Source organism: Kribbella sp. NPDC003557 (assembly GCF_040610805.1).
In the GTDB taxonomy this organism is placed as follows: domain Bacteria; phylum Actinomycetota; class Actinomycetes; order Propionibacteriales; family Kribbellaceae; genus Kribbella.
The window spans coordinates 725,551-751,443 of the sequence record NZ_JBEXMY010000001.1; the positions used below are offsets into that span (position 1 = coordinate 725,551).

Here is a 25,893-nt window from a genome sequence, read left to right on the forward strand (position 1 = left end):
GGCAGGCTACCCCGTCAGAAGCCTGTGTCGAGGAAGGGAAGCCGAGATGTGGAAAACGCTTCCGAGGTTGCGGCCAGGGCGCCGGCGGTGTGCTCGGCGACCAGACCCGCGCGTCCGAGCCGCTCCAGCGACGGGCGACCGAGGTACACCGCGCCCAGGTCGCGGACGTCCAGGGTCAGGTCGGCGTCGCGCGTGACCGACTCGCACGAAGCGCCGCCGGGTCCGCCGCTCAGATGCCAGCGACCGGCGTTCCACGGAAGGAAGTCGTCGACCACCTCGACGACGACGTCGATGTCGCGCGCGTACGTCCGGCCCGCGAGCGCGCGCCCGACGTCGACCGTCCGGACCCACAGACCGTCCCGGGTGATCGGCCCCGGCGCCCGCGGATCGAGCAGCAGGTCGAACAGCGGGTCGTCCGACGCGACTATCTCGCAGCGCGTCTCGCTGAGCAGATCCGGCTCGAGCAGGTACCGCCACAGCGCCGCGTGGGACGCGATGTCGACGGCATGCACCCGCTGGACCTCGACGTACCCCTTCTCGGCCCGCTTCGTGCGGTAGTACGCGAAACCGGTCAGCTCACCGTCCCGCTCGGCGACGACACAGCGGCGCTTGGACGCGTTGCCGGTGTTGAGCGTGACGGTGTTGCTGATCGCGTACTCCTGCCAGCGCTCGTCGTGCACGAACAGGCCGGGCCGCTCCAGGGCGAGCTTGTTCCGCAGGTCGGCGCAGCGGGCGAGATTCTGGCGGACGTCGACGTGCCGGATCCGGACGTCGTCGATGCCGGCCACCGGGCGCAGCCCACGCGATGCCTTGGGGACGACGATCTCCTGGTGATCGGATGCCAGCCCGTACCCGAACCGCGGGTAGATCACCGGCTCGCTCGCGGTCAGCGCCGCCAGCGGCTCGCGGCCGGCCTCGTGGACGTCGGTCAGCTGCCTGCGCATCAGGTCGCGCAGGATGCCGCGCCGCCGGTGCGTCGCCCGCACGCCGACCATCGTCACGCCCGCGACGGGCAACTGTCCGCCGGGCACCGTCATCAGGTGCGAGAACGTGCCGGTGTGCCCGACGAGCTGTCCGTCCTCGCTCGCGACGACGCTGCGCTCCCGCTCCCACACGCGCCGCTCCGACTCGTACTGCTCGTCGGTCCACGGCGCCGAGAACGCCATGTCCAGGAGCTCCAGGAGCTCGTCCCATTCGCCGGTGAACCGCCCGATCTCGATCGCCATGTCCCTTGACTATCAGACGATCGGGCGCTTCACCCGTCCTTTTCGCCGCCGGCCCGATCGTCGGGCCGAGGTCTGGACTGATGAAAACCGTTTTCATATACTGGGTGGATGACCGCCCGAGCGAAAACCCCGTTGTCCTTGTTGGTGGGGCTCTCCACGACGTTGCGGGAGCCTGTCCTGGAGGCGATGACCGACGCCACCACAGTCGTCGTGGCGATCGGTCAGGACGACCTGCCCGACCGGGGCGTGCTGTCCTGGCAGGTGCGGGACGCGTCGGGGCCGATCGACGCGGGCGAATTCACGGTCGGGGACGACTGCGGCGCGTGCCAGCTGATCGAGTCGCTCGTGCCGTTGCTGGAGGCGCTCACGGCCCGCGAGCACTGGGATCACATCGTGCTCGCGGCGCCACCGGCGATGGAAGCGCGGCCGCTCGTCAGCACGCTGGTGTCCGCCCTGCCGGAGATCGTCGTCGACACGGTCACCTGCGTCACCGACGCGGTCCTGCTGGTCGAGCAACTGTCCGGCGACGAACTGCTCGCCGAGCGCGGCCTGGCCCTCGGCCTGCCGGATCGGCGCAACGTCGCCGAGCTGACCGCGCGCCAGATCGAGTACGCCGATGTCTGCGTGCTGGCGAACGCGCATCGCAGTACGGCGACCGCCCGGCTGGAACACCTGCTGCTGCACCTGAATCCGCGCACGTCGGTCGTCGCGGCCGACGGCGCCGGCGTACCTCGCGGCCCGGTCGCGCGGACCGGGCGGTTCGACTTCGACGCGGCCGAGGCCTGGGCCGGCGAGCTCACGCCGTCGGACCGGGTGCAGCCGAGCGGCGACGGCGTCACGACGGTCCTGTGGCGGTCGACGCGACCGCTGCACCCGGCCCGGCTGAACGACGCGCTCGAGGACATCGTCGACGGAGTGGTCCGCAGCCGTGGCGTGGTCTGGCTGGCGAACCGGCCGACGCAGCGCGTGCGGTGGGAGTCGGCCGGCTACAGCGCGTCGCTCGGGACGCTCGGCGAATGGTCCGAGACCGAGCACCTGGCCGAATGCACCGTCGTCGCGACCGGCATGGGTCTGGACCCGGCCCGGCTGCAGGCGATCCTCGACGCCTGCCTCCTCACCGAGTCCGAGCTGGCCGACCTCGACTGGACGAAGCTCGACGACCCGTTCGCCGGCGTGCTCTAACCGAGCAACGGAAGGCGGGCGGCGTGCGGGCCGAGCATGTCGCGGTCGGCCTCGTCGAGCGGCACCCGGCCGGTGGCTTTCAGGATGTACGTCGTGGTGTCCCACTCGATCACGTCCCACGCCTCCGGGCCGAACAGCCCGTCCAGCGTCCGCGCGGTGATCTGCAGCGCCTCGGGATCGGGCTCCGGCGCGTCCGGCAGGCCGACGGTCAGGTCGAGGTGGTGGACGGTTGCCTCGAGCACCAGAGTGGCGACCAGGTCGACCGCCCGCAGGACGTGCCCCTGGGTCTCGATCCGCCGGCCCTTGGTCGCCAGGCCGGCCGCGGCCGCGCGGACCGCCGCCTCGGACACCTCACGCCAGTGCTGCACGAGCTGGGCGGGCTTGCGGTACGACGCCGCGACGCCCTGCACGAAGCTGGTGTCGCCGTCGGGCTGCGGCGGGAAGTCGTGCCAGTACGTCACGAAGTCGCGGTCCGGCTCGGCGACGGCCGGACTGGCGAACGCGATCAGCGCGCGCTCGGCGTCGTACAGGAGATGGACCAGCAGCGGACCGACGGGCATGCCGGCGCAGCGGGTCTCGCGCTCGAAGTCCGCGTCGCTGAGCCCCTGCACCGTCTCGGTGAGCCGCCCGTAGGCGCGACCCAGTGTCGCCGCCAGCCCCAGCGGCAACGCGCCGCGCTCGGGTGCCTTCATCCCGGCCTCCTCGGTGTTCTCTGAAGAACTTAACCCGAGAGGGCCGGGAGGTGTTCCTACGAGCGGGCCGTGTCCAGGTGGGCCGCGGCGATCGCCTCGAGGTGGCTGAGGTCGGAGGCGACGGTGGCGTAGGTGTAGCCCTGGTCCAGGCGCTTCTTCGCCGAGTCACCGTCGAACGTGTGGATCCCGGCCGCGATCCCGGCCTCCCGCGCGGTGCGTGCGATCAGCTCGACCGCCTCCTCGAACGGCCCCTCGACCTCGGGGTCACCGGGGAACCGGGCCCCGAGCGCGAGGCTCAGGTCCGACGGGCCGACGTACACGCCGTCCAGGCCGGGCGTCGCGCAGATCTCGGCGACGTTGCGCAGGCCGAGCGGCGTCTCGATCATCGCGAGGACGACGGTGGCGTCGTTGCTGTCCGCGGGCACCGGCCCGATCCGCAGCGCGGCCCGCATCGGACCGAACGAGCGGGCCCCCGTCGGCGGGTACTTCGCCGCACGGACCGCCCGTGCCACGTCGTCCGCACTGTCGACGAGCGGCACGATCACACCGGTCGCACCGGCGTCCAGCGCCCGCCCGATCGGCGTCGGGTCGTTCGCCTCGACCCGCACCATGCCGACGGTCGGCCGCGGCCCGATCGCGGACCCGGCGTCGATCGCGAGCAACCCGGTCATCAGCCCCTGGTACCCGATCAGGCCGTGCTGCCCGTCGAGCACGACGTAGTCGTACCCCAGCCGGGCGATCCGCTCGGCCGCCGGCGGCACGTCCAGCGTGACCCAGTAGCCGACCAGCTTCTCCCGCGACCTGATCCTGTGCGCGAAATCGTTTGCATTCACGGGTTGAGCCTATCTACACCGGCGGGACGCCGTGCCGGCGGTGGGAGAACGTCCGGTCCTTGGACTGGGCCGCGGCGAGGCGGGCGATCAGGTCGGCGCGGAGGTTCTCCGGCTCGATGATCGCGTCGATGACCAGGTCGGCGGCCAGCCGGAGGATGTCGATGTCGGTCTCGTACTCCTCGCGCAGCTTGGACACGTACTCGACCCGCTCGCCCTCGTCGGCGATCTCCTGGATCTTGTTGTAGTACACGGCGTTGATCGCCGCCTCCGGCCCCATCACCGCGATCTTCGCCGTCGGCAACGCCACGCACGCGTCCGGCGAGAACCCCGGGCCGCACATCGCGTAGAGCCCCGCGCCGTACGCCTTCCGGACGATCACCGACACCGTCGGCACGGTCGCCTCGGAGACCGCGGTGATCATCTTCGCGCCGTGCCGGATGATCCCGGCCCGCTCCACCTCGCTGCCGATCATGAAACCCGGGACGTCGCACAGGTACACCAGCGGCACGTTGAACGCGTCGCACAGCCAGATGAACCGGGCCGCCTTGTCGGCGGAGTCGACGAACAGGACGCCGCCCTTCACCGCGGGCTGGTTCGCGACGATCCCGACCACCTGACCGGCGAGCAGCCCGAACCCGGTGACGAGCTCCGCGGCGTAGGCCGGCTTGATCTCGAAGAACGTGTCCGCGTCCACGACCGCGTCGATCACGTCGTGGATGTCGAACCCGACGCTCTCCTCGGCCGGAACCAGGTCCCGGGTGAAGTCCCGGCCGGCGTCCGAGGCGTCGTACGACGGGGGCCGCGAGCGCCACGAGCCGGGAAGGTACGAGAAGTACTGCTTGGCGAGCTCGATCGCCTCGGTGTCGTCGCTCGCCAGCAGGTCGCCGCAGCCGGAGACGCTGGTGTGCATCCGGGCGCCGCCCATCTCCTCCAGCGTGACCTTCTCGCCGACGACCATCTCGGCCATCCGGGGCGAGCCGAGGTACATCGAGGCGTTGCCGTCGACCATGATCACGATGTCGCAGAACGCCGGGATGTACGCGCCGCCGGCCGCCGACGGGCCGAACAGGCAGCAGATCTGCGGGACCTTGCCGGACAGCGCGACCTGGTTGTGGAAGATCCGGCCGGCGCCGCGGCGGCCCGGGAACAGCTCGACCTGGTCGGTGATCCGGGCGCCGGCGGAGTCGATCAGCCAGAAGATCGGCAGCTCGTCGCGGAGCGCGACCTCGGTCACCCGGACGATCTTCTCGACCGTCCGCGCGCCCCAGGAGCCGGCCTTCACGGTCGGGTCGTTGGCGACGAGCAGCGCCGGGCGGCCGTCGATGAGCGCGCGGCCGGTGACGACGCCGTCGGCGGGCAGGCCCGGGTTCAGCGCGTTCGCCAGCTGCGCGTCCTCGACGAAGCTGCCCTCGTCGACGAGCAGCGCGATCCGGTCGCGGACGTAGAGCTTGTTCTGGGACTTCAGCTTGGCCGCGGCCTTCTCCGGCGGGGAGAGCGTGGCCTCGCGGGCGACCTTGACCTCGGTCCAGTGATCGTGGGTCATGCGGAAATCATCTCAGGCATCATTCCACCGGAAGCCCGAGACTCCGGGCGATGAGCATCCGCTGCACTTCCGACGTCCCCTCGCCGATCTCGAGGATCTTGGCGTCGCGGTAGAAGCGGGTGACCGGGTACTCCTCCATGAAGCCGTAGCCGCCGAACACCTGCGTCGCGATCCGGGTCGCGGTCACCGCGGACTCGGTCGCGTACAGCTTGGCCACCGACGCGGCCTGCTTGAACTCGGCCATCGACGCCCCGGCGTCCTTCAGCGCGGCCGCCCGGTAGACGAGCAGCTCGGCCGCGTCCGCCATCACCTTCAGGTCCGCGATCTGGAACGCGACACCCTGCTTCCGGCCGATCGGTACGCCGAAGGTCTGCCGCTCACCGGCGTACTGCACGGACATCTCCAAGCACGCCCGGATGCAGCCGAGCGCGACGGCCGCGATCGCGACCCGCCCGTCGTCGAGCGTCGCGAGGAACTGCCCGAACCCCTTGCCGCGCTCGCCGAGCAGGTTGGCCTCGGGGACGCGGCAGTTCACGAACGACAGCGGGTGCGTGTCGGACGCATGCCAACCGAGCTTGTCGTACGCCGCCTCCGCGGTGAAGCCCGGCGTACCGCTCGGGACGATGATCGTGGAGATCTCGGGCTTGCCGTCCGCGCGCTCACCGGTGCGGGCCGTGACCGTGACGACCGACGTGATCGAGGAGCCGGAGTTCGTGATGAACTGCTTCGAACCGTCGATCACCCACTCGCCGTTCTCGACCACGGCGCGGGTCTTGGTGGCGCCGGCGTCGGACCCGGACTCCGGCTCGGTGAGCCCGAAGCCGGCCAGCTTGGTGCCCGCGACCAGGTCTGGCAGCCAGGTCGCCTTCTGCTCGTCGGTGCCGAAGGTCAGGATCGGGTTGATCCCGAGCCCGACCGCCGCCTCCAGGGTGATCCCCATCGACTGGTCGACCCGGGAGATCTCCTCGATCGCCACGCACAGGCTGGTGAAGTCGCCGCCGGCGCCGCCGTACTCCTCCGGCGCGGTCAGCCCGAACAGCCCGAGCCGCCCCATCTTCTGCACGACCTCCACCGGGAAGTAGTGCTTGCGGTCCCACTCGGCGGCGTGCGGTGCGATCTCCGCCTCCGCGAAGTCGCGAACGCTACGGCGGAACTCCTGATGCTCCGCGGACAACTCGAACATGCGGCACTCCTTCGTGCTTGACGCTTACGTAAACGTAAAGCACGCTAGGCAGCATGCACAATAGCCAGGTGCCCGCTCAGACCTGGTCGATCGCCGAACTGGCCGCCGAGTACGACGTGACGCTCCGCACGATCCGGTTCTACGAGGACCGCGGCCTGCTCACACCCGAACGCCGCGGCACCGCCCGCGTCTACCACCCCCGCGACCGCGTCCGGCTGGCCCTCATCCTGCGCGGCAAACGGCTCGGCTTCTCCCTCGACGAGATCGCCAGGATCGTCGACATGTACGACGCCGAGCCCGGCGAGGAAGGCCAGCTGGTCTACCTCCTCGACCAGATCGCGCACCGCCGCACCGAACTCGAACAACGCCGCCGCGACATCGAGGAAACCCTCCAGGACCTCGCCGAGGTAGAAGCCCGCTGCCACGCCGATCTCGGAGCGCTGCGGGATCGGCGTTCGTAACCCTCAGAACTTGCTGCGCGAAGTCGGCACCGCCGAAAAGGCCGCACTGGACCGAAGGATCCTTGCGAGCTCGCCGGCCTCACCGTCGGACAGGAAACCGTCGCTCCGATCCGAACCGATGACGACACCGAGGTTCTCGAGTCTCACCAGGTGCTTGTCCAACCCGTCCGGCAAGACCTGCGCGCGCCCCTCGGAGAGGTAGGTGAGGTGTCCGGCCTTCGGGCCGGGCGAACCCGCCGGCTGCACATCGGCCAGAGCGCGGAGGAGCGATCTCGACGTCACGGCGGCCCAGTCCGGATCCCACGCCGCGACGACCTGGCGCAGTATCGGGCCCGCGAGCGCCTCGGCCCCACGCCACTTCAGCACGACCGCGTTGTGCACCCTCGCGGAATCGGAGTATCCCCCCACGGTCATCCCGAGCGAGATCCTGCTGAATCTCTCGCTGTCGGCGTCGTAGTGCTGACTGATCCCGAGATGCGGCGCGTCGGTGTTCGCGCGGAAGGCATCGGAGATCACCCGCCGGGCGTTCACCGGATCGGAAAGCAAGGCGCCGGCGAGATCGGCCGACGACCAAGGCAGCGTTTCCCCGGCCATGTCATCCAGTGCCGCGAGGAATGCCAGCAGTCTGTCGGCGATCCGATCCGGTGACTCCTGCCTCGGGCCCCAGAATCCCCGTGCGATCAACTCTGCATCCACAGGCCGCGAAGCTATCACCGACCCGCCCTAGCTGGTCTTGCGGCCGAAGACCCAGTAGATGAGTGGGGCGACGCCCAGCGAGTTGGAGATGCCGAGGACGATGCCCCACAGCGGCTTGGGGCCGCGGACCTGGGCGGCAGGGCGGCGGGCGAGGTCCGTCAACGCGACCGCCTTCAGCACACTGTCGACGATCCCCGCGACGACAAGGAATTTCCGTTGCCGGGGGCTCAGCTCAGCCCATCTCTTCCCGCTCACACCCCCACCATCGCACAGCATGCACCGTCCGTCGCGGGTACCCGCGCCGTGAGGACCTCCTCGTAGCGGCGGAGGGCGAGGGTGGCTAGGCGGGGGTCGGGGGCCAACGGAGCGGTGACGGCGCGGCCGCCGGACTGGCGGCGGACGAGGTTGTGGAAGAAGCCTGGGGCGAGGAGGTACGTCGCCACGGCCACGCGGCCGGGGGTTCGGGACAGGACGGACGGGAGGCGGTCGCCGGCGCCGGAGACGTAAGCGACTGTCACCGGGCGGTCCACTTGCTCTGACAGGAGCCTGGCGGTTGTCTCACAGTCGTCCAGCGCGCGGGGATCGGATGAGCCGGCGGCCGCGAGTACGACGTGGTCGACGCACGACAGGTCGCCGAGCCGGTCGGCGAGGATGTCGACGAGCAGCGGGTCCGGCCCGAGTGCGGCTGCCGCGTGGACCCGCCCGGGATAGCGCCGCGCCTCGGCCGCCACGTCGACGTACACGTGGTACCCGGAGCTCAGCAGCAGCGGTACGACGACCGCGTCGTCCGTGTCCGTCGTGACGCGGCGGACGAGCGACGGCAGCGCCGGCGTCAGCAGGTCGACGAAGCCCAGCGAAACGGGCAGGTCGGGACGCAGCCGGGCCATGTCGCGGACGAGGTCGTGCACCACCTGGATCCCGCGGGGGTCCGCCGTACCGTGGGCTACTGCGACGAGATCGGTCATGAGGCGACTCCGGCGGGTTCCACGGCCAGGCGGTAGCCGCGGCGGACCACCGTGCGGACCAGTTCGGGCCGGCCTACGGCGGTGCGCAGGCGGTTGACGGTGACCTCGACCGCGTGGACGTCCTCGGCCCCGGGGAGTACTGCGAGCAGCTCAGGACGCGACACTACGTCCCCACCGGCCGCGACCAGCGCAGCCAGCACAGCGCGCGGCCCGGGACCCAGCGGCAGTACGACGCCGTCGAGCACGGCCGCGCCGCCACGGATCACCAGCTGACCGAACGCCGTCTCGATCGACCGCGCGTTGTCGTCGGTGAGCCGGTCGGTGACGATCCGGATCAGCGCGCCCAACCGGTACCGGTCCGGCACCAGCGGGTCCAGTCCCAGCGCCCCGAAGGGCCCCGCGGTCACGGGACCGACGCAGGCGTTCAGCACCCGCCCGGTCCGCAGCGACGACACCACTTCGTCGTACTGCCCGGTCAGCGCCGCTGCGTCGAGCATCGCCTGCGCACCCGGCGCGGAGGTGTGGACAACGGCGTCCACGGTCCCCGCACAGACCTGCGAGAGCATCCGCTCCACGACCACCGGATCGGGCGCCGGCCCCCACCGGTACACCTCCAGCCCGCGCACCGACGCGCCGGCCGAGCGCAACGCGTCCTGCAACGCCGGATCCGACAAACCGTGCAGCTGGACGACGATCTTCCGCCCGCCGACGCCCTGCGCGCGCAGCCAGTCGACCACCTCGGCCGTCGTCTCCGACCGCGCCGACCAGTGCTCGACGAGCCCGGCCGCGCGGATCGCGCCGCGCGCCTTCGGGCCGCGGGCGAGGATCCGCGACTGCTCCAGCGTGCCGAGCAGGTCCGCGGCGAGACCCGCGGTGTCGGCCGCCTCGATCCAGCCGCGGAACCCGACCGCCGTGGTCACCACGACGTCGTCCGGCGGGTTCGCGATCACCCGCCGGGTCGCCTCCAGCAGCGCGTGGTCGTCGGCGACCGGCACGATCTGCAGCGTCGGCGCGTGCAGCACCTTCGCGCCGCGCCGCTCGAACGACGCGATCAGGTCCTCCGCGCGCCGGTGCGCGGTGATCGCGATCGTGCAGCCGCTGAGCGGCCCGGGCCTGGTGCTCACTGGGTACCCACCACGACCTGTCCCCCGACGATCTCCACCGGATACACGGGCAGCGACACCTCCGGGTCGTCCAGGCAGACGCCGCTGCGCAGATCGAAGACCTGCTTGAACATCGGCGACGCCACCGTCGGTACGTCGCCACGGCTGCCGACGATGCCCCGCGACATCACGTTCGCCCCGCTGAACGGGTCCTGGTTGCCGATGGCGAACACCTCGCCGTCGTGGGTGCGGAACAACGCGATCTGCGTGTCGCCGAGCAACGCGGCGACCCCGCGCTCGGGAAGCAGGGCGTCCACAGCACAGACCACCGTCGTACCAACGGCCGTGACACTCATCGGCGTACCTCCAATCGGGGGCCGGCCAGCAGCACCGGCTCCAGCTGTCCGCGCTCGGCCGTGGTGGCCGGACGCGGCTGGTTGCGCTCGACCACGTACCGCAGGTCGGCGTCGGGCTGGTCCGGCGCGTTCACGAACGACACGAACCGGGCCAGCTTCTCGGGATCGTTCAGCGTCGCCTGCCACTCGTCGACGTACGCGTCCACGTGCTTGGCCATGGCCGCGTCCAGGTCGGCCGCGATCCCGAGGCTGTCGTCGAGGACGACGTCGCGCACCTGATCCAGACCGATCTCGCGCATCCACACCGACGTACGCTGCAGGCGGTCACCGGTGCGGACGTAGTACATGAGGAACCGGTCGATCGCCTGGAACAGCTCCTCGTCGGACAGGTCGGAGGCGAGCAGTTCCGCGTGCCGCGGCGTCATCCCGCCGTTGCCGCCGACGTACAGGTTCCAGCCCTTCTCGGTCGCGATCACGCCGACGTCCTTGCCGCGCGCCTCCGCGCACTCGCGGGCACAGCCCGAGACGCCGAGCTTGAGCTTGTGCGGCGAGCGCAACCCGCGGTACCGCAGCTCCAGCGCGATCGCCATCCCGACCGAGTCCTGCACGCCGTACCGGCACCAGGTCGACCCGACACACGACTTCACGGTCCGCAGCGCCTTGCCGTAGGCGTGCCCGGACTCGAAGCCCGCGTCCACCAGCCGCTTCCAGATCGCCGGCAGCTGCTCGATCCGCGCCCCGAACAGGTCGACCCGCTGGCCGCCGGTGATCTTCGTGTACAGGCCGAAGTCGCGCGCCACCTCGCCGATCGTGATCAGCCCCTCGGGCGTGATCTCGCCGCCGGGGATCCGCGGCACGACCGAGTACGTGCCGTCCTTCTGCATGTTGGCCATCACGTGGTCGTTGGTGTCCTGCAGCGTCGCGCGCTCGCCTTCGAGCACGTGACCGGCCGGGTCGAGACTCGCCAGGATCGACCCGACCACGGGCTTGCAGATGTCGCAGCCGCGGCCGGTCCCGTGCCGCTCGACGATCTCGCTGAACGTCCGCAGTTCGGTGATCCGGACGACGTCGAACAACTCGGCCCGGGACAGCGCGAAGTGCTCGCACAGGGCCTTGCTGACCTCGACGCCGGCCTTGGTCAGCTCGGTGTTCAGCAGGTTCTTCACGATCGGCAGGCACGAGCCACAGCTGGTGCCCGCCTTGGTCTTGCCGCACACGGACTTGATGTCGGTGCAGCCCTCGTCGCGGACGGCGCAGCGGATCGTCCCCGCCGACACGTTGTTGCAGGAACAGACCGGCGCCTCGTCGGGCAGCTCGAGCTGCACCGGGCCGGCGCCTTCCGGCAGCAGGAACGCGGCCGGGTCCGCACCGAGCTCACGACCGACCATCGGCCGCAGTCCCGAGTACGCCGACGCGTCGCCGACCAGGATGCCGCCGAGCAGGGTCCGGGCGTCGTCGGACAGCACGAGTTTCTTGTAGACGCCGGCCACCGGGTCGGCGTACACGATGTCCAGCGCCCCCTCGGTGGCGCCGAACGCGTCGCCGAAGCTCGCGACGTCGACACCGAGCAGCTTCAGCTTCGTCGACGTGTCCGCGCCCGGGAAGGTCGCCTCGCCGCCGAGCAGCCGGTCGGCGACGATCTCCGCCATCGTGTAGCCGGGGGCGATCAGACCCCACACACGCCCTTCGATACAAGCGACCTCGCCGATCGCCCAGACGCCTTCCACCGAGGTACGGCAGGCCTCGTCGACCACGACGCCGCCGCGTTCGCCGATCTGCAGACCGGCTTCGCGGCCGAGTTCGTCGCGCGGCCGGACACCGGCCGCGAAGACGACCACGTCCGCGGGCAGATCAGGGCCGTCGGCAACGCCCATCGCGCGCGCCGCGCCCTGCGAGGTCAGCTTCACCCGCTGGCACTGCGTCCCGGTCAGGACGTCGACATCGAGCCCTTCGATCAACCGGGAGAGCGCAGCGCCACCGCCCTCGTCGACCTGCAGCGGCATCAGCCGCGGCGCGAACTCGACGACCTTCGTCCCGGCGCCGAGCGCCCGCAGCGCTCCGGCCGCCTCCAGGCCGAGCAGACCGCCACCGACGACGACACCGTTGACCTGCTTGCCTTCGCTCTTCAGACGCTCGACATACACCCGCAGCGCGGCGACGTCGTCGATGGTCCGGTAGACGAAGCAGCCCTGCGCGTCGTTGTTCTTCACCGGCGGGACGAAGGCCGCGGAGCCGGTCGCCAGCACCAGCTCGTCGTACCCGACCAGCTCGCCACGTGCTGTGGTGACGGTCTTGGCCGTGGTGTCGATCGACGTGATCTGCACGCCCTTGCGCAGGGTGACCGCCGGGTCGTCCCACAGGTCGGGGTCGCCGAGCGACAGGTCCTGCGGGTCGCGGCCGGAGAAGTAGCTGGTCAGCGCGACGCGGTCGTACGGCAGCCGCGGCTCCTCGCCGAACACCGTGATCCGGTAGCTGGTCTCGGTGTCGCGCTGCCGCAGCGCCTCGACCAGGCGGTGGGCGACCATCCCGCCACCGACCACCACCACGTGCTTGGCCTTGTTCAGCTCTGCCATCGTCGCCCTCCTGCTCGGGACTGGTTCGGTCTCGCCGCGCCGGAAGCGGTCGAGCAGTTCGCCGACGGCGCCGGTGCAACTGCCGCACCCGGTCGTCGCCCGCGTCGTGGCGGCGATGCCGGCGACACTGTCGGCACCTCCACGCCAGGCCGCCTCGATCGCGACCCTGGTGACGCCGTTGCATCTGCAGACGGTCGCCACCTTCTTCGTCTGTACGGCGGGCGGCGTGCCGAGCAGCCCGTCCGCGACCACCGGCGTACCGCGGTCCGCCAGCAGCACCAGCTCCGCGGCGACGTCCGGAGCACCGACCGCGACGGCCGAGCGCACCACGCCGTCACGCAGGACGGCCCGCACGTACCGCGCGTCGTCCTCGAGCCGCACCACTTCGCCGTCCTCGTCCTTGTCGCCGAGGACCAGGACGTCGAGCCCGCCCGCGGTGAGCCGGACGACGTCGAAGTCGGGGACGGCCGGACCCGGCTCGGACGCGGCTGGGTCCTGCAGCGTGTGCGCGAGGGCCTCCGCGTGGGACCACGCCGACGCCACGGTTCCGGTGACCCGGCCGTCGATCTCGGCACAGTCGCCGATCGCGTGCACCCGCGGGTCGTCCGGGCTCGTCAGCGTGCTGTCGACGACGATCCCGCCGCGGACCGTCAGGCCGTCGGCCAGCTCGGTCCGCGCCCGGACACCGCACGCCACGACGAGCAGTTCGCCGTACACCTCGGAGCCGTTCCGCAACCTCAGGCGGCGGAAACGGCCGTCCTTCAGGTCGGTGCCGGCCAGCTCCGCGTTGAGGAGCACCTCGACACCGAGTCGCCGGACCGCGCGCGTCACCCGCCGTCCCGCGGAGGCCCGGACCGTCTTGTCCAGAAGGGTTTCCCCGTCGTGGACGAGCGTGACCGCGACGCCGCGTTCACGCAGGGCGCAGGCGGTCTCGACCCCGAGTACGCCGCCGCCGAGCACGACCGCGCGCCGTACCTGCGCAGCCTCGGCGACGATCGCCCGGGCATCGGTCTCGGAGCGCAGCGTCCGGATCCCGGGCGCCGTGCCGACCTCTCGGGGGACGACCGGGACCGCGCCGGTCGCGAAGACCAGCCGGTCGTACGCGTACTCACGTCCGGCGGCGTCTGCCACCACCTGGCGGCCACGGTCCACCGCGACCGCGGTCGTCGCCGGCTCGTTGCCAACTGCAACTTCTGCACGACCTGCGACGTGTTCCGTCAGCCGGCCGCGGTTGTACGACGGCTCGTCGCCGAGCACCGTCACGTCGTCCGCCGGCAGCAGCCCGGCCAGCCGTCGGCCGGCCATTCCGCCGCCGATGATCACTACTCTCATGCCGGCACTCCCGTCGCTGGCAGGGCAGCGGCGGTGACTTCGACGGCACACGCCTTGAACTCGGGCATCCGCGACACCGGGTCGAGGACGTCGTTGGTCAGCTCGTTGACCGCCTCGGCGCCACCGAAGTGGAACGGCACGAAAACGGTGTCCGGCCGGACGTCGGCGGTCACCCGGGCCGGCAGCACCATCGACCCGCGGGCGGTCCGCAACCGCACCGGGCGCCCGTCGCCGATCCCCAGCTGCGCGGCGACCCGCGGGTGGATCTCGGCGTACACCTCCGGCTCGGCCTCGGCCAGCTCCGGAACCCGCCGCGTCTGCGCACCGCTCTGGTAGTGCTGCAACAACCGCCCCGTCACCAGATAGAGCGGTGCCCCGGCGTTCAGATCGTCCGCCACCGGCCGGTGATCGACCGGGACGACGTGCGCCCGGCCGTCCGGCGTCGGGAAACCGTCGGCGAACAGCCGCGGTGTCCCCGGATGCCCGTCGTGCGGCACCGGCCAGAACAACGCCTCGTCGGCGTCCAGCCGCGCCCAGGAAATCCCGGAATAGTCCGCTTTTCCGCCGGCACTCGCCCGCCGCAACTCCTCGAACACCTCGGCCGGATCGGTCGGGAAACCCGGTACGCCGAGCCGTTCGGCGATCCCCGCGAACACCGCGAGGTCGCTGCGCACCTCCCCCGGCGCGGCCACCGCGGCCCGCCGCCGCAGCACACGCCCCTCGAGTGAGGTCATCGTCCCGTCCTCCTCGGCCCACTGCGTGACCGGAAAGACCACGTCCGCCAACAGCGCCGTCTCGGACGGCACCACATCCGCGACCACCAACAGGTCCAGGGACGACAGCCGATCCCGCACCGAGGCGAGATTCGGCGCCGACACGAGCAAGTTGCTCCCGTGCACGAACAGCGCCTTCGGCCCGTCCGCCGTGCCGAGCGAGTCGATCAGCTCGACCGCGCTCTTCCCCGACCGCGGCAAATCGTCCGGGTCCACACCCCAGATCTGCGCGACGAACGAACGCGCCGCCGGGTCCTCGATGCTCCGATAACCCGGCAGCTGATCGGCCTTCTGCCCGTGCTCGCGGCCGCCCTGACCGTTCCCCTGCCCGGTGATGCACCCGTACCCGCTGCCCAGCCGGCCGGGCAACCCGAGAGCCAGCGCGAGGTTGATACACGCCGTCACGGTGTCGGTGCCCTTGCTGTGCTGCTCGGCGCCACGCCCCGTCAGGATGTACGCCCCGGAGCCGCCATGCACCGGAGCAGCCGCGGCCAGGACCCGCGCGGCCTGCCGGATCGTTGCGGCGGGCACACCAGTGACCCGCTCGGCCCGCTCCGGCCACCACGACGCCGTCGAACGAACCAGCGCGTCGGGGTCATCGACGCGTTCGCCCAGGAAAGCGGTGTCGGCGAGGCCTTCCTGCAGTACGACGTGGGTCAGGGCGAGGACCAGCGCGAGGTCCGTGCCCGGCGTCGCCTGCAGGTGAATGCCGGCGTTTTCCTCGGTCAGTCCGGCGGTGGCCGAGCGGCGCGGGTCGACGACCAGAAGTCCACCCGAGTCGCGTGCGCCCTGCAGATGTGCCACGGCCGGCGGCATGGTTTCCGCGATGTTGCTGCCGACCAGCAGGACGGCCCCGGCCCCGCCCAGATCGGCCAGCGGGAACGGCAGTCCGCGGTCGATGCCGAACGCCCGGTTCGTCGCCGCCGCGGCGGACGACATGCAGAACCGGCCGTTGTAGTCCACATTCGCGGTCTTCAGCGCCACCCGGGCGAACTTGCCCAGCGCGTACGCCTTCTCGTTCGTCAGTCCGCCGCCGCCGAACACGGCGATCGCGTCCCGTCCGTGGGCGGCCTGCAACGCCCGCACCCGCTCGGTGACGAAGTCCAGGGCTTCGTCCCAGCTCGTCTCCACCAGTTCACCCGCGGCGTTGCGGACCAGCGGCATGGTGAGCCGGTCCGGCACCGTGAGAACCTCGGGCGCCGTCCAGCCCTTACGACACAACCCACCTCGGTTCGTGGGGAAGTCGCGCGGCCGCACCTCCACGCCACCCGGCCGAGCGACCGGGTGCAGCGTGGTGGCGCACTGCAGAGCGCAGTACGGACAGTGAGTAGCGGTCACACGCGCTCCTGGGTGAGCGGGCCACCCTTGCGCAGGTAGCAGAGGTACGTCACCGCGAGGCAGACCACGTAGAAGCCGCAGAACACGTACAGCGCCGGGATCAGCGAGCCGAAGTGGCTGGTCGACATCGCGAACCCGCGCGGGACCAGGAAACCGCCGTACGCACCGACCGCCGAGGCGATCCCGATGCAGGCCGCCGCCTCCCGCCGGGCCCGGCCCGGGTCACCCGGGGTGGTGAGCCGGAAAACCGCCGGAATCATCCGGTACGTCGACCCGTTCGCGATGCCGCTGGCCACGAACAGGACCAGGAAACTGCCCAGGAACGCCGGGAAACTTTCGGCCTTCAGGGAGAACACCGCGGACAGGATCCCGAGGCCCATCACCACGAACGAGCAGACCGTCACCCAGGCGCCGCCGACCCGGTCGGCCAGCTTGCCGCCGAACGGCCGGGAGACCGACCCGACCAGCGCGCCGAGGAACGCGTAGTGCGCCGGCGTGATGTCCGGGAACGTGGTCTTGATCAGCAGCGGGAACGCGGCGCCGAAGCCGATGAACGAGCCGAACGTGCCGATGTAGAGGAACGAGATCACCCACGTGTGCGGCCGCTTCGCCGCGGCGATCGAGGTCCGGAACGAGGAGTTCGCGACCGACAGGTTGGCCATCGCCTTCCAGGCCCAGAACGCGGCCAGGACGATCAGCGGCAGCCACATCAGGCCGGACCGGTTCAGCGACAGGCCCGCGCCGGCGACGATCACGACCGGAACCAGCAGCTGCACCACGGCGACGCCGAGGTTGCCGCCGGCCGCGTTCACGCCGAGCGCGAAGCCCTTCTCCTTCTCCGGGTAGAAGAACGAGATGTTGGTCATGCTGCTGGCGAAGTTGCCGCCGCCGACACCCGCGGTCGCCGCGACCAGGCCCATCAGCCAGAACGGCGTGTCCGGCTGGGTCATGAAGTACGCCAGCCCGATGGTCGGGACCAGCAGCAGGAGTGCGGAGAACACGGTCCAGTTCCGCCCGCCGAACCGCGGTACGGCGAACGTGTACGGCAGCCGCAGCGTCGCACCGACCAGGCTCGGCAGCGCGACCAGCCAGAACAGCTGGTCGGTGCTGTAGGTGAAGCCGGCCTTCGGCATCGACACCACGACGATGCTCCACAGCTGCCACACCGAGAAACCGAGGAACTCGGCGAAGATCGAGGGCCACAGGTTCCGCCGGGCCAGGGCACGGCCCTTCCCGGCCCAGAACGCGGTGTCCTCGGGATCCCAGACGTCGATCCAGCGCCCGCGCCGCGGCGCCTCGACCGTACCCACCGCACCGCTGCCGTCTGTCTGGCCGCGGCTGGCGACGGTCGCTTGTCGTGCCTCGAGCGTCATCGCAAGTCTCCGATCATCCGACCTCACTGATTAGGCCTGGACGTTATGACCGGGGTGTTTCCGAGTAGTCATCTTGTTGTTACGCCGCCGAAACGGCTCCCGCACACCCGCCGCCGGGTGGTGAGAGATCCGGACGTGCCGCTGGGTACTGTTCGGATTCAGGGCGGGATCCGGACACCGAGGGGACGGCACCGTGCACGACGACGACCAGAACGCCGCCGAAGCAGGTGGGAAGCACCGCGCCGACGGGACGCCGCACACCGGCGACGACGTGGTCGAGGCCCGGCACGCCGACGACCAGCCCGGCGGGGACACCGTGACCCGCGTCACGGTCGAGGAGGACACCGGCAAGCAGCGCTCGTCGCGCCGCTGGACCTGGCGCGTGGCGATCGTTGCCGTACTGGTCGGCTGGCTGGTGCTCGCCTCGCTGGGCGGTCCCGCGGTGGGGAAGCTGAGCGAGGTCCAGCAGAACGACAACGCCAACTTCCTCCCGAAACAGGCCGAGTCGACGTTGGTCGCCGACGAGGCGGCCAAGTTCGTCGACTCCAAGGCGCTGCCGTACTTCGTCCTGATCGAGCGCGACTCCGGCATCACCGCCGACGACCTCGCGAAGGTCAAGGAGTTCCAGGAGAAGCTGCCGAGCCTCGACCTCGGCGCCGGCAAGAAGCTCGGCGACTACCTCGCCGCCCCGGTCGGGCCGGCGATCCCGTCGGAGGACCGCAAGGCGCTGCTGCTCACCGTGCAGACCGACGGCGACCGCGCCGACGAGGTCGTCAAAGAGGGCGAGACCGTCCTGTTCGCCGTCGCGGACAGCATGCGGACCGCCATCAAACAGGACCTCACGCCGACGGGTCTCACGGTCTACGTGACCGGTCCCGGTGGTGTGTTCGCGGACTTCGTGGTCGCGTTCAGCGGGATCGACGGGATCCTGCTCGGCGTCGCGCTGGCGGTCGTGTTCGTGATCCTGCTGATCGTGTACCGCAGCCCGATCCTCCCGATCGCCGTGCTGCTCACCGCGGTCTTCGGCCTCGCGCTCGCCGCGCTGGTGGTGTACCCGCTGGCCAAGAACGGCGTCCTGCAGCTGAACGGGCAGAGTCAGGGCATCCTGTTCATCCTGGTCGTCGGCGCCGCGACCGACTACTCGCTGCTGCTCGTCTCCCGGTACAAGGAGGAGCTGCACGACTACACGAGCAAGTACCAGGCGATGCGGGTCGCCTGGCGCGCCTCGATCGAGCCGATCGCGGCCAGCGCTGCGACCGTCATCCTCGGCCTGCTCTGCCTGTTGCTGTCGAAGCTGGGCAGCACCAAGGGCCTCGGGCCGGTCGGCGCGTTCGGCATCGCGGGTGCGTTCATCGCGTCGATGACGTTCCTGCCCGCGATCCTGCTCGCCTTCGGCCGGCGGATCTTCTGGCCGTCGATCCCCCGCGTCGACCACGTGCACTCCAGTGACCAGGTCGGCGGCCGCCGACTCTGGGGCCGGGTGTCCGGGCTGGTCGGCCGGCGCGCGCGGCAGGTCTGGGTGGTCACGGCGCTGGCGTTGCTCGCCTGCGCCGCCTTCCTGCCGACGTTCAAGGCCAGTGGCACGTCGCAGGAAGACCTCTTCCTGAACAAGGTCGAGTCGGTCACCGGTCAGGAGGAGCTCGGCAAGCACTTCGACGCCGGCGCCGGTACGCCGGTGGAGATCCTCACCCCGGTCGCACAGGCCGACCAGGTGGTCCAGACCGCGACGAAGGTCGACGGTGTCGGCACGGCGTCCGCCTCGGCCGCTCCCGGCGTACCGCCGAAGGTCGTCGACGGCAAGGTCCTGGTCCAGGCCACACTGAAGGTCCCCGCCGACTCGCCCGAGGCGACCAAGGTGGTGAAGCACCTGCGGACCGAGCTGGACAAGGTCAGCCCGGACATCCTGGTCGGCGGCAACACCGCGATCAACCTCGACGTGCTGGACGCCGCGCAACGCGACCTGCGGGTGATCATCCCGACCATCCTTGCGGTGATCTTCGTCGTCCTGATGCTGCTGCTGCGGTCGCTGACCGCCGCGGTCCTGCTGGTGATCGCGAACGTGCTGTCGTTCGGCGCCACCGTCGGGGTCAGCGCGCTGATGTTCAACCACGTCTTCAAGTTCCCCGGGGCCGACCCCGGCATCCCGCTCTACGCGTTCGTGTTCTTGGTTGCCCTGGGCATCGACTATTCGATCTTCCTGATGACCAGGGTCCGCGAGGAGTCGCAGGAGCACGGCACCAGACCCGGCATCCTGGTCGGCCTCGCCGTCACCGGCGGCGTCATCACGTCCGCCGGCGTGGTCCTGGCCGCCACCTTCTCCGCCCTCGCGGTGCTGCCGATCCTGTTCCTGGTCCAGATCGCCTTCATGGTCGCCTTCGGTGTCCTCCTCGACACCACCGTCGTCCGCTCCCTGCTGGTCCCGTCGATCGCTCACGACGTCGGCAAGAAGATCTGGTGGCCGAGCAAACTCGCGTCCTAGGCTGCGTGGCATGGAGACGTTCGAGGGACGGATCGTGGTGAACGACGGTGGGGGTGCCTGGGTGGAGGTGCCGGGTGACGTGGTTGCTGCGCTCGGTGGCGGTGGGCGGATTCCTGTGCGGGCCACGTTCGACGGTGTGGCCTACCGTGGGTCGATCGCCTCGATGGGGGGCTGTATGGCGCTGGGGGTGCTGAAGAGTATCCGCGGCGAGCTGGGCAAGGGGGACGGTGACGCGGTGACCGTAACCCTGGAGCGGGACACCGGTGAGCGGACGGTCGACGTGCCGGAGGATCTCGCGGCGGCGCTGGCGGATGCGGGTCTGCGGGAGGCGTTCGACGAGCTGAGCTACAGCCACCGGCGCGAGCACGTGAACGCGATCAACGACGCCAAGAAGCCGGAGACCCGCACGCGACGCATCGCGAAGGCGCTGGAGATGCTCAAGGCTTCCTGAGCGACGCCAGCTCGGTGCGGTTCGAGACGCCCAGCTTCGCGTAGACATGGGCGAGGTGGGTCTTGACCGTACCGCGACTGATGAACAGCCGCTCGCCGATCTCCGGGTTGCTGAGGCCTTCGACCGCGAGCGCGACCACCTGCTCCTCGGTCGGCGTCAGGCTGGCCCAGCCCGACGAGGGCCGTCCGCGGGCTCCGCGCGTACGGCGGGCGTAGGCGACGGCGTCGTCCAACGCCAGCGGCGGTTCGTCCGACGCCGGCAGGTCGGGACGATCGGCCGGTACCGCCAGACCGGTCTCGGTCCGGGCCGCGGACGCCGCGCCGGCGAGACGAGCCGCGTCCGCGGCGCGGTTCGTGTGGATCGCCAGCAGGGCAAGGGATTCCAGGCTGTCGACGACGTACGTGCGCAGCCCGTGCTCGACGCGGATCGTCAGGGCCTGATGGAGCAGGTCTGCCGCCTGGTCCGGCTGCGCGGTGATCGCGATCCGGCCGAGCTGATCAAGCGCGTCGGCCAGGATCCGGGGCAGGTCGTAGCGCCGCGCCAACTCCGCGGCGCGTTCGAGCAGGGCAGTCGCGTCACGCCCGCGAGCACGCTCCGCGGCGGCGACGGTCGGCAGCAGCATCGCGGGCGCGAACGTCCCGGCGAGCGGGCTGTCCGGCGCGGTGTCAGCGGCCAGCCACTCGACCGCAGCGTCGTACTCGCCCGTCCAGTAGGAGATCAGGCTCATCACCTGACCGAGATTCGGTACGGCGACGCCCGCGGTCTCGGCGAGCTCGAGCAGCGGGCGCATCAACGCGCGTGCCTCGTCGGGGCGGCCTGTTCTGACCAGCAGCGACGCCAGATGCGCGCGGGCCGTGCCGACGCGGTGGAAGTCGGCGAGCGGCTCGGCCGCGGCGAGGGCACGCTCGGCGATCTCGACCGCCCGCAACGGCTCACCCGTCGAGTACAGACTTTCGGACCAGATGGTCAGCACGGTGGAGGCGATCCCGCGTTCGCCGCTGGTGATCAGCCCGTCGGCGGCGCGGTCGAGCAACGGCCGGAGCTCGTCGTGACGGTCCCACAGCGCGAGCAGGACGCACTGCAGGGCGACGTTCGCGTTCCGGGCCGCTTCGTCGCCGATCCCGTCTGCCAAACGGACTCCCTCGGCAGTGAGGTCCCAGGCCTTCCGGAAGTCGGTGAAGAACTCCGTCACCGCGACCAGCGCGAGGAACAGCGAACGCAGCCGGTCGTCCCGCAGCTCTGTCGCGAGCTCCAACCCGCGGCCCGCGGCGTCGTACCCGAACGGGTCCACGGTGTCGGCGACCGTCGCGTACGCGTAGAGCAAACGGGCCTGGAGCAACGTCCGGTCGTCCGGCGCACGGTCGATCGCGCGGCGCAGGTAGCCGATGCCCTCGGTGCCGGTCGCCTGGAGGTTCCACAGCCAGCGCAGGGCTGCGGCCAGCCGGCGGGCGCGTTCGGGATCGTCTGCGGACAGGCCGTGTTCCAAGGCGGCGCGGAAGTTCTCGCGGTCCGGTTCGATCAGGACGCGCCAGGCGTCACGATCCTTGTCCAGCAGAGGTTCCGCGGCCTCGGCGACCTGGAGGTAGTGGTCGAGGTGCCGGTCGCGTACGTCGTCCGCGGCCGTCAGGCGGGTTCCGGCGTACTCGCGGATGGTCTCCAGCAGCCGGTACCGGCCACCCTCGGCGACGATGAGCGATTTGTCGACAAGGCGTGCCAGGGTTTCCAGTCCGGCGCCCGTCACGGCCGAGGCGGCATCCAAGCCGAAACCGCCCGCGAAGACGGCCAGACGGCTGAAGACCTGGCGTTCGTCCTCGTCGAGCAGGTCGTAGCTCCAGTCGATCGATGCGGCGAGCGTGCGCTGGCGGGCAGCAACGCCACGGACGTTCTTCGTCAACAGACCGAACCGATCCCCCAGTCCTGCTTCGATCTGCATCGGTGTCAGCGTCCGCGTCCAGGCGGCGGCAAGCTCCAGGGCCAGCGGGATCCCGTCGAGGCGCGCACAGATCGCCCGGACCGCGCGATCCGCGGCGGGGTCCAGCGGGGTCGAGCGTTCCAGAAAAAGCACCCGGGCTTCGTCCGGCGACAGCGGCGGGACTCGCCAGATCGCCTCGCCGGGGACGTCGAGGGGCTCCCGGCTGGTGGCGAGGATCGACAGCTCGGGGCAACCGGTCTGCAAGGCGACGGCGAACTCGGCGACGGCCTCGACGATCTGCTCGCAGTTGTCGAGGCAGATCAGCGCCCGCTTGGTGCGCAACTGCCCGATCAGCAGGCGATCGGACTCGACCAGCAGACCGCACGCGGCGGCGACCGCCTCAGGGATCTGGGCACCGTCCGTGGCCGCGGACAGGTCCACCCACCAGACGCCGTCCGGCCAGCGTTCGGCCAACTCCGCGGCGGTTTGCGCTGCCAGGCGGGTCTTGCCGCTCCCGCCGGGGCCGGTCAGCGTGACCAGACGACTGCCGGAGAGTTGCGTGCGCAGCGCGGCGACCTGGGTCGTCCGGCCGACGAAGCTCGTGAACATGACCGGAAGGTTGTTCGGCACCCGGTCGAGAGAGCGCAGCGGCTCGGACGTCGCGGTGAGCTCGAAGATCCGTTCGGGCGACCCGAGATCACGCAGGCGATGCAGGCCGAGATCGACGATCCCGGCCGGGTCCGGCAGGCTCGCGAACGTCGTTGCTGTGAGCAAGGTCTGGCCCGGGTTCGCCAATGCCAGCACGTGTTCGGCGTGCCGGACCGCGGGCGTGCTGGTCGGTGCGGTGTGCAGGGCGATCCGGACAAGCTCACCGGCGGGCACCCGGGCGGCCGCGTCACGCAGCGTTCCGGCCGCGGCGATCGCGTCGGCCACGTCGTCGTACGCCAGGACGGGCCACGCGGCGTCCCGGCGTACCAGCTGCTCCCCCGGCAGTTCCGCGGCCAGGCCGGCCAGCCGTGCGTACGCGGGCGCGCCGGCGGCGCCGGCGTACGACGCGACGAGAACTGTCACCCCACCCATACGCGTCAGTCTGCCATTTGCCTGTGTCGGGTCGCCGTTGTCGACAGTATTCGCTACTCTCGCGAAGCAGGGGGTCGAGGAGTGAGGAGCCTCAATGGCAGACACCACGTCCACTGACCACGGCAGATTCGCCCTGCCCACCAAGAACCTGCCCGCACCGCAGGTTCGCGACCTTCCCGAGCCGCCCACCAGGACCTGGAAGATCATCGGTCCCGGCATGGTCGGCGCCGGGGTCGGACTCGCCTCGGGTGAGTTCATCCTCTGGCCCTACATCTCCAGCCAGGTCGGCCTGGTGTTCCTCTGGGGCGCCGTGGTCGGCGTGGTGGTCCAGTGGTTCCTGAACATGGAGATCGAGCGGTACACGCTGGCCACTGGTGAGACAGCGTTGACCGGCTTCAACCGGTACGGGAAGCACTGGGGCCTGTTCTTCGCGATCATGACGTACTTCGCGAACCTCTGGCCCGGCTGGGCGACGAGCTCGGCGAGCATGCTGACGTACCTGTTCGGCGGCGGCGACCCGCGCTGGATCGCGATCGTGATGCTGGTGGTGATCGGGGCGATCCTGACCCTGGCGCCGGTCGTCTACGTGATGCTGGAGCGGCTGATCGCGGTGAAGATCGCGGCCGTCGCGCTGCTCGTCGTGCTGGCGCTGGCGTTCGCGATCCGCGGCAAGACGTACGGCGCGCTCGGCGACGCGGTCACGCAGCCGCAGTTCCCGGCCGAGCAGCTCGGGTTCGCGCTGGTGATGGGCGCGATCGCGTACGCCGGTGCGGGCGGCGGCCAGAATCTCGTGCAGAGCAACTGGATCCGCGACAAGGGCTTCGGGATGGGCGTGCACGTGCCGCGGCTGACGTCCCCGGTGACCGGCGGGACCGAGGCCGACCCGACCGCCAACGGGTACACGTTCCCGCCGAACGACGAGAACCTGGCCCGCTGGAAGCGCTGGTGGAAGTTCGCGAATCTCGAGCAGGCCCTGACCTTCGTGGCGATCACCGTGGTGACGATCGTGTTCACCTCGATGCTCGCGCACGCCACGCTGTTCGGCAACGACGCCGTCAAGAACAACATCAGCTTCCTGAAGATCGAGGGCACCACGCTGCAGACGCTGGTCGGCGACTGGTTCGGCTACCTGTTCTGGGCGATCGGCGCGTTCTCGCTGTTCGCCGCCGCGGCCGGCATCGTCGACTACACGTCGCGGCTGGCGGCGGACATGGTCAAGGCCCGGTACCTCCGCGAGTCGAAGCTCACCGAGTCCAAGCTGTACTTCTGGCTGGTCTGGGGACTTGTTGCCTTCGGCATCATCGTCCTGCTGGCCGGCCTCACCCAGCCGCTGGTCCTGCTGGTGATCTCCGCCTGCACCGCCGGCACCATGATGTTCGTCTACTCCGGCCTGCTGTGGTGGATGAACTCCAGAGCCCTCCCGCACGCCATCCGCATCCCCGGCTGGCGCGCGGCAGTCCTCTGGTTCTCGTTCCTCGCCTTCGGCTTCCTGGCCGTCTTCACCATCATCGACCAGGCGAAGAAGCTCTGACCGGCCGTCAGCCGAGGAAGTCGACGACGGCTTCCTCGGCGGCGGTCCGCCGGACCACCTCGACGCCCTCGCGGACCTTGCGATAGACGTCGACCGCTGCCCGCAGCGCGCGCAGGCAGTCCTCGGGATCCGCGTCCGCGAGCGTGGCCCGCAACTCCGGCACGAGTTCGGGCGCCAGCGTCTCGAACCGCCGGACGCCGGCCGGTCGCGCCGTCCGGCCGAGCGTGGCCAGCGGCGCGATCGCCGCGGACCGGAGCGCGTCGAGGGCCCCGATCGCCTCGAACAGCTCCCCGCGCGCGATCTTGACGGCCGTGTAGTGCACCCAGCACCAGAACCGGTCCTCGATCCACTGCGGATCCGGTTGCGGCCAGGCCGGCGCGCTCTCCTGCCGGATCCGGTCGACGGTCGCGTCCCGCTGCCACAGGACGACGCCGTCCTCGACCCGTGTCCGCAGGCCGTCCGGCGTGACGAACTTGAGGTCGACGTGGACGAGCGGCGGCCCGTAGAGCGCGATCAGCAGCCGCGGTTCGCCGACGTGCTCGCCGGTGAAACTCGTCAGCAACGGACCCACCCGGCCCGCGAACTCCTTCGCCTCGGCGAGACACGCGGGCTGGCCTTCCGCCGTACACACCAGCACCAGATCGAGATCGGAGTGCTCGTCACCGGTGCCCGTGGCGACCGAGCCGCCGGCCAGCACCGCCAGCACCCGCGGGTCCCGCTCCGCCTCGGCCACCACGTTGTCCGCCACCGCCCGGAGATGTTCCGGAATCATGCTCACCAGTCCTCCTTGGATCAGGTCAGCAGGCCATCA

Annotated in this window: 20 protein-coding genes; 5 read left to right on the forward strand and 15 right to left on the reverse strand. The window is 70.7% G+C overall.

Annotated elements, in window-relative coordinates:
• Window positions 1-14: 14 nt before the first annotated feature.
• A complete protein-coding gene (locus ABZW60_RS03545; protein WP_355473617.1) occupies window positions 15-1,226 on the reverse strand; it encodes a GNAT family N-acetyltransferase in 1,212 nt (403 codons plus the stop codon).
• 108 nt (window positions 1,227-1,334) lie between these two features.
• Between ABZW60_RS03545 and ABZW60_RS03550 the strand changes: the two genes are divergently transcribed.
• Entirely contained in the window at window positions 1,335-2,408 is a 1,074-nt protein-coding gene (locus ABZW60_RS03550; RefSeq protein WP_355473619.1) for a GTP-binding protein, read from the forward strand.
• On the opposite strand, the gene ABZW60_RS03555 is transcribed toward ABZW60_RS03550, so the two are convergent.
• The 4 genes from ABZW60_RS03555 to ABZW60_RS03570 are packed head-to-tail and all read right to left on the reverse strand — an operon-like array spanning window position 2,405 to window position 6,659.
• Window positions 2,405-3,100 carry a maleylpyruvate isomerase N-terminal domain-containing protein gene (locus ABZW60_RS03555; protein ID WP_355473621.1) on the reverse strand — a complete coding sequence of 232 codons (696 nt, stop codon included), beginning with the start codon at window positions 3,098-3,100 and terminating at the stop codon, window positions 2,405-2,407. The genes ABZW60_RS03550 and ABZW60_RS03555 overlap by 4 nt on opposite strands.
• A gap of 56 nt (window positions 3,101-3,156) precedes the next feature.
• Window positions 3,157-3,933 carry an aldolase/citrate lyase family protein gene (locus tag ABZW60_RS03560; RefSeq protein WP_355473623.1) on the reverse strand — a complete coding sequence of 259 codons (777 nt, stop codon included), beginning with the start codon at window positions 3,931-3,933 and terminating at the stop codon, window positions 3,157-3,159.
• A 13-nt stretch (window positions 3,934-3,946) separates the two neighbouring features.
• Entirely contained in the window at window positions 3,947-5,476 is a 1,530-nt protein-coding gene (locus ABZW60_RS03565) for an acyl-CoA carboxylase subunit beta (protein WP_355473625.1), read from the reverse strand.
• Between the two features lie 19 nt (window positions 5,477-5,495).
• Window positions 5,496-6,659: an acyl-CoA dehydrogenase family protein gene (locus tag ABZW60_RS03570; RefSeq protein WP_355473626.1), complete on the reverse strand. Its 1,164-nt coding sequence runs from the start codon at window positions 6,657-6,659 to the stop codon at window positions 5,496-5,498.
• Between the two features lie 68 nt (window positions 6,660-6,727).
• On the opposite strand from ABZW60_RS03570, the gene ABZW60_RS03575 reads away from it, so the two are divergent.
• Complete coding sequence (locus ABZW60_RS03575) at window positions 6,728-7,120, forward strand: MerR family DNA-binding transcriptional regulator (RefSeq protein ID WP_355473628.1); 393 nt, start codon at window positions 6,728-6,730, stop codon at window positions 7,118-7,120.
• A 3-nt stretch (window positions 7,121-7,123) separates the two neighbouring features.
• Here the strand turns inward: ABZW60_RS03575 and ABZW60_RS03580 are convergent, their stop codons facing one another.
• Genes ABZW60_RS03580 through ABZW60_RS03615 form a run of 8 tightly spaced genes read right to left on the reverse strand, consistent with a single transcriptional unit; the run spans window position 7,124 to window position 17,629 of the window.
• A complete protein-coding gene (locus ABZW60_RS03580) occupies window positions 7,124-7,816 on the reverse strand; it encodes an Imm52 family immunity protein (RefSeq protein WP_355473630.1) in 693 nt (230 codons plus the stop codon).
• Window positions 7,817-7,843: 27 nt separating this feature from the next.
• Window positions 7,844-8,071 carry a hypothetical protein gene (locus tag ABZW60_RS03585; RefSeq protein ID WP_355473632.1) on the reverse strand — a complete coding sequence of 76 codons (228 nt, stop codon included), beginning with the start codon at window positions 8,069-8,071 and terminating at the stop codon, window positions 7,844-7,846.
• A complete protein-coding gene (locus tag ABZW60_RS03590) occupies window positions 8,068-8,781 on the reverse strand; it encodes a sirohydrochlorin chelatase (RefSeq protein WP_355473634.1) in 714 nt (237 codons plus the stop codon). Before ABZW60_RS03590 ends, ABZW60_RS03585 begins: the two co-directional genes overlap by 4 nt.
• A complete protein-coding gene (locus tag ABZW60_RS03595; RefSeq protein ID WP_355473636.1) occupies window positions 8,778-9,905 on the reverse strand; it encodes a uroporphyrinogen-III synthase in 1,128 nt (375 codons plus the stop codon). The genes ABZW60_RS03590 and ABZW60_RS03595 overlap by 4 nt, the downstream gene beginning before the upstream one ends.
• On the reverse strand, window positions 9,902-10,240 hold the full coding sequence (gene nirD, locus ABZW60_RS03600; protein WP_355473638.1) for a nitrite reductase small subunit NirD: 339 nt from the start codon (window positions 10,238-10,240) through the stop codon (window positions 9,902-9,904). The genes ABZW60_RS03595 and nirD overlap by 4 nt, the downstream gene beginning before the upstream one ends.
• Window positions 10,237-14,145, reverse strand: a complete 3,909-nt coding sequence (gene nirB / locus ABZW60_RS03605; protein WP_355473640.1) for a nitrite reductase large subunit NirB — start codon at window positions 14,143-14,145, stop codon at window positions 10,237-10,239. The genes nirD and nirB overlap by 4 nt, the downstream gene beginning before the upstream one ends.
• Window positions 14,142-16,256, reverse strand: coding sequence for a molybdopterin oxidoreductase family protein (locus ABZW60_RS03610; protein WP_355473642.1), 2,115 nt, complete (start codon window positions 16,254-16,256; stop codon window positions 14,142-14,144). Before ABZW60_RS03610 ends, nirB begins: the two co-directional genes overlap by 4 nt.
• Window positions 16,253-17,629 carry an MFS transporter gene (locus tag ABZW60_RS03615; RefSeq protein WP_355473644.1) on the reverse strand — a complete coding sequence of 459 codons (1,377 nt, stop codon included), beginning with the start codon at window positions 17,627-17,629 and terminating at the stop codon, window positions 16,253-16,255. Before ABZW60_RS03615 ends, ABZW60_RS03610 begins: the two co-directional genes overlap by 4 nt.
• A 193-nt stretch (window positions 17,630-17,822) precedes the next feature.
• On the opposite strand from ABZW60_RS03615, the gene ABZW60_RS03620 reads away from it, so the two are divergent.
• Both ABZW60_RS03620 and ABZW60_RS03625 read left to right on the forward strand, forming a co-directional pair.
• Window positions 17,823-20,108: an MMPL family transporter gene (locus ABZW60_RS03620; protein ID WP_355473645.1), complete on the forward strand. Its 2,286-nt coding sequence runs from the start codon at window positions 17,823-17,825 to the stop codon at window positions 20,106-20,108.
• Between the two features lie 10 nt (window positions 20,109-20,118).
• Complete coding sequence (locus ABZW60_RS03625) at window positions 20,119-20,559, forward strand: YdeI/OmpD-associated family protein (protein WP_355473647.1); 441 nt, start codon at window positions 20,119-20,121, stop codon at window positions 20,557-20,559.
• Here the strand turns inward: ABZW60_RS03625 and ABZW60_RS03630 are convergent.
• Entirely contained in the window at window positions 20,546-23,551 is a 3,006-nt protein-coding gene (locus tag ABZW60_RS03630) for a LuxR C-terminal-related transcriptional regulator (protein WP_355473649.1), read from the reverse strand. The two genes, ABZW60_RS03625 and ABZW60_RS03630, sit on opposite strands and share 14 nt — an antisense overlap.
• 94 nt (window positions 23,552-23,645) lie before the next feature.
• Here ABZW60_RS03630 and ABZW60_RS03635 point away from each other — a divergent pair, with 94 nt between their 5' ends.
• Window positions 23,646-25,082 carry an Nramp family divalent metal transporter gene (locus ABZW60_RS03635; RefSeq protein ID WP_355473650.1) on the forward strand — a complete coding sequence of 479 codons (1,437 nt, stop codon included), beginning with the start codon at window positions 23,646-23,648 and terminating at the stop codon, window positions 25,080-25,082.
• 7 nt (window positions 25,083-25,089) lie between these two features.
• On the opposite strand, the gene ABZW60_RS03640 is transcribed toward ABZW60_RS03635, so the two are convergent.
• On the reverse strand, window positions 25,090-25,860 hold the full coding sequence (locus tag ABZW60_RS03640; RefSeq protein WP_355473652.1) for a hypothetical protein: 771 nt from the start codon (window positions 25,858-25,860) through the stop codon (window positions 25,090-25,092).
• Between the last annotated feature and the right edge of the window lie 33 nt (window positions 25,861-25,893).

Excerpts from the sequence above, each read along its gene's own strand:
- ABZW60_RS03590 (WP_355473634.1), bottom strand. The coding sequence starts at position 8,781 with ATGACCGATCTCGTCGCAGTAGCCCACGGTACGGCGGACCCCCGCGGG.
- ABZW60_RS03545 (WP_355473617.1), bottom strand. The coding sequence starts at position 1,226 with ATGGCGATCGAGATCGGGCGGTTCACCGGCGAATGGGACGAGCTCCTG.
- ABZW60_RS03630 (WP_355473649.1), bottom strand. The coding sequence starts at position 23,551 with ATGGGTGGGGTGACAGTTCTCGTCGCGTCGTACGCCGGCGCCGCCGGC.
- ABZW60_RS03615 (WP_355473644.1), bottom strand. The coding sequence starts at position 17,629 with ATGACGCTCGAGGCACGACAAGCGACCGTCGCCAGCCGCGGCCAGACA.
- nirD (WP_355473638.1), bottom strand. The coding sequence starts at position 10,240 with ATGAGTGTCACGGCCGTTGGTACGACGGTGGTCTGTGCTGTGGACGCC.
- ABZW60_RS03570 (WP_355473626.1), bottom strand. The coding sequence starts at position 6,659 with ATGTTCGAGTTGTCCGCGGAGCATCAGGAGTTCCGCCGTAGCGTTCGC.
- ABZW60_RS03565 (WP_355473625.1), bottom strand. The coding sequence starts at position 5,476 with ATGACCCACGATCACTGGACCGAGGTCAAGGTCGCCCGCGAGGCCACG.
- ABZW60_RS03635 (WP_355473650.1), top strand. The coding sequence starts at position 23,646 with ATGGCAGACACCACGTCCACTGACCACGGCAGATTCGCCCTGCCCACC.
- nirB (WP_355473640.1), bottom strand. The coding sequence starts at position 14,145 with ATGAGAGTAGTGATCATCGGCGGCGGAATGGCCGGCCGACGGCTGGCC.
- ABZW60_RS03550 (WP_355473619.1), top strand. The coding sequence starts at position 1,335 with ATGACCGCCCGAGCGAAAACCCCGTTGTCCTTGTTGGTGGGGCTCTCC.
- ABZW60_RS03625 (WP_355473647.1), top strand. The coding sequence starts at position 20,119 with ATGGAGACGTTCGAGGGACGGATCGTGGTGAACGACGGTGGGGGTGCC.
- ABZW60_RS03555 (WP_355473621.1), bottom strand. The coding sequence starts at position 3,100 with ATGAAGGCACCCGAGCGCGGCGCGTTGCCGCTGGGGCTGGCGGCGACA.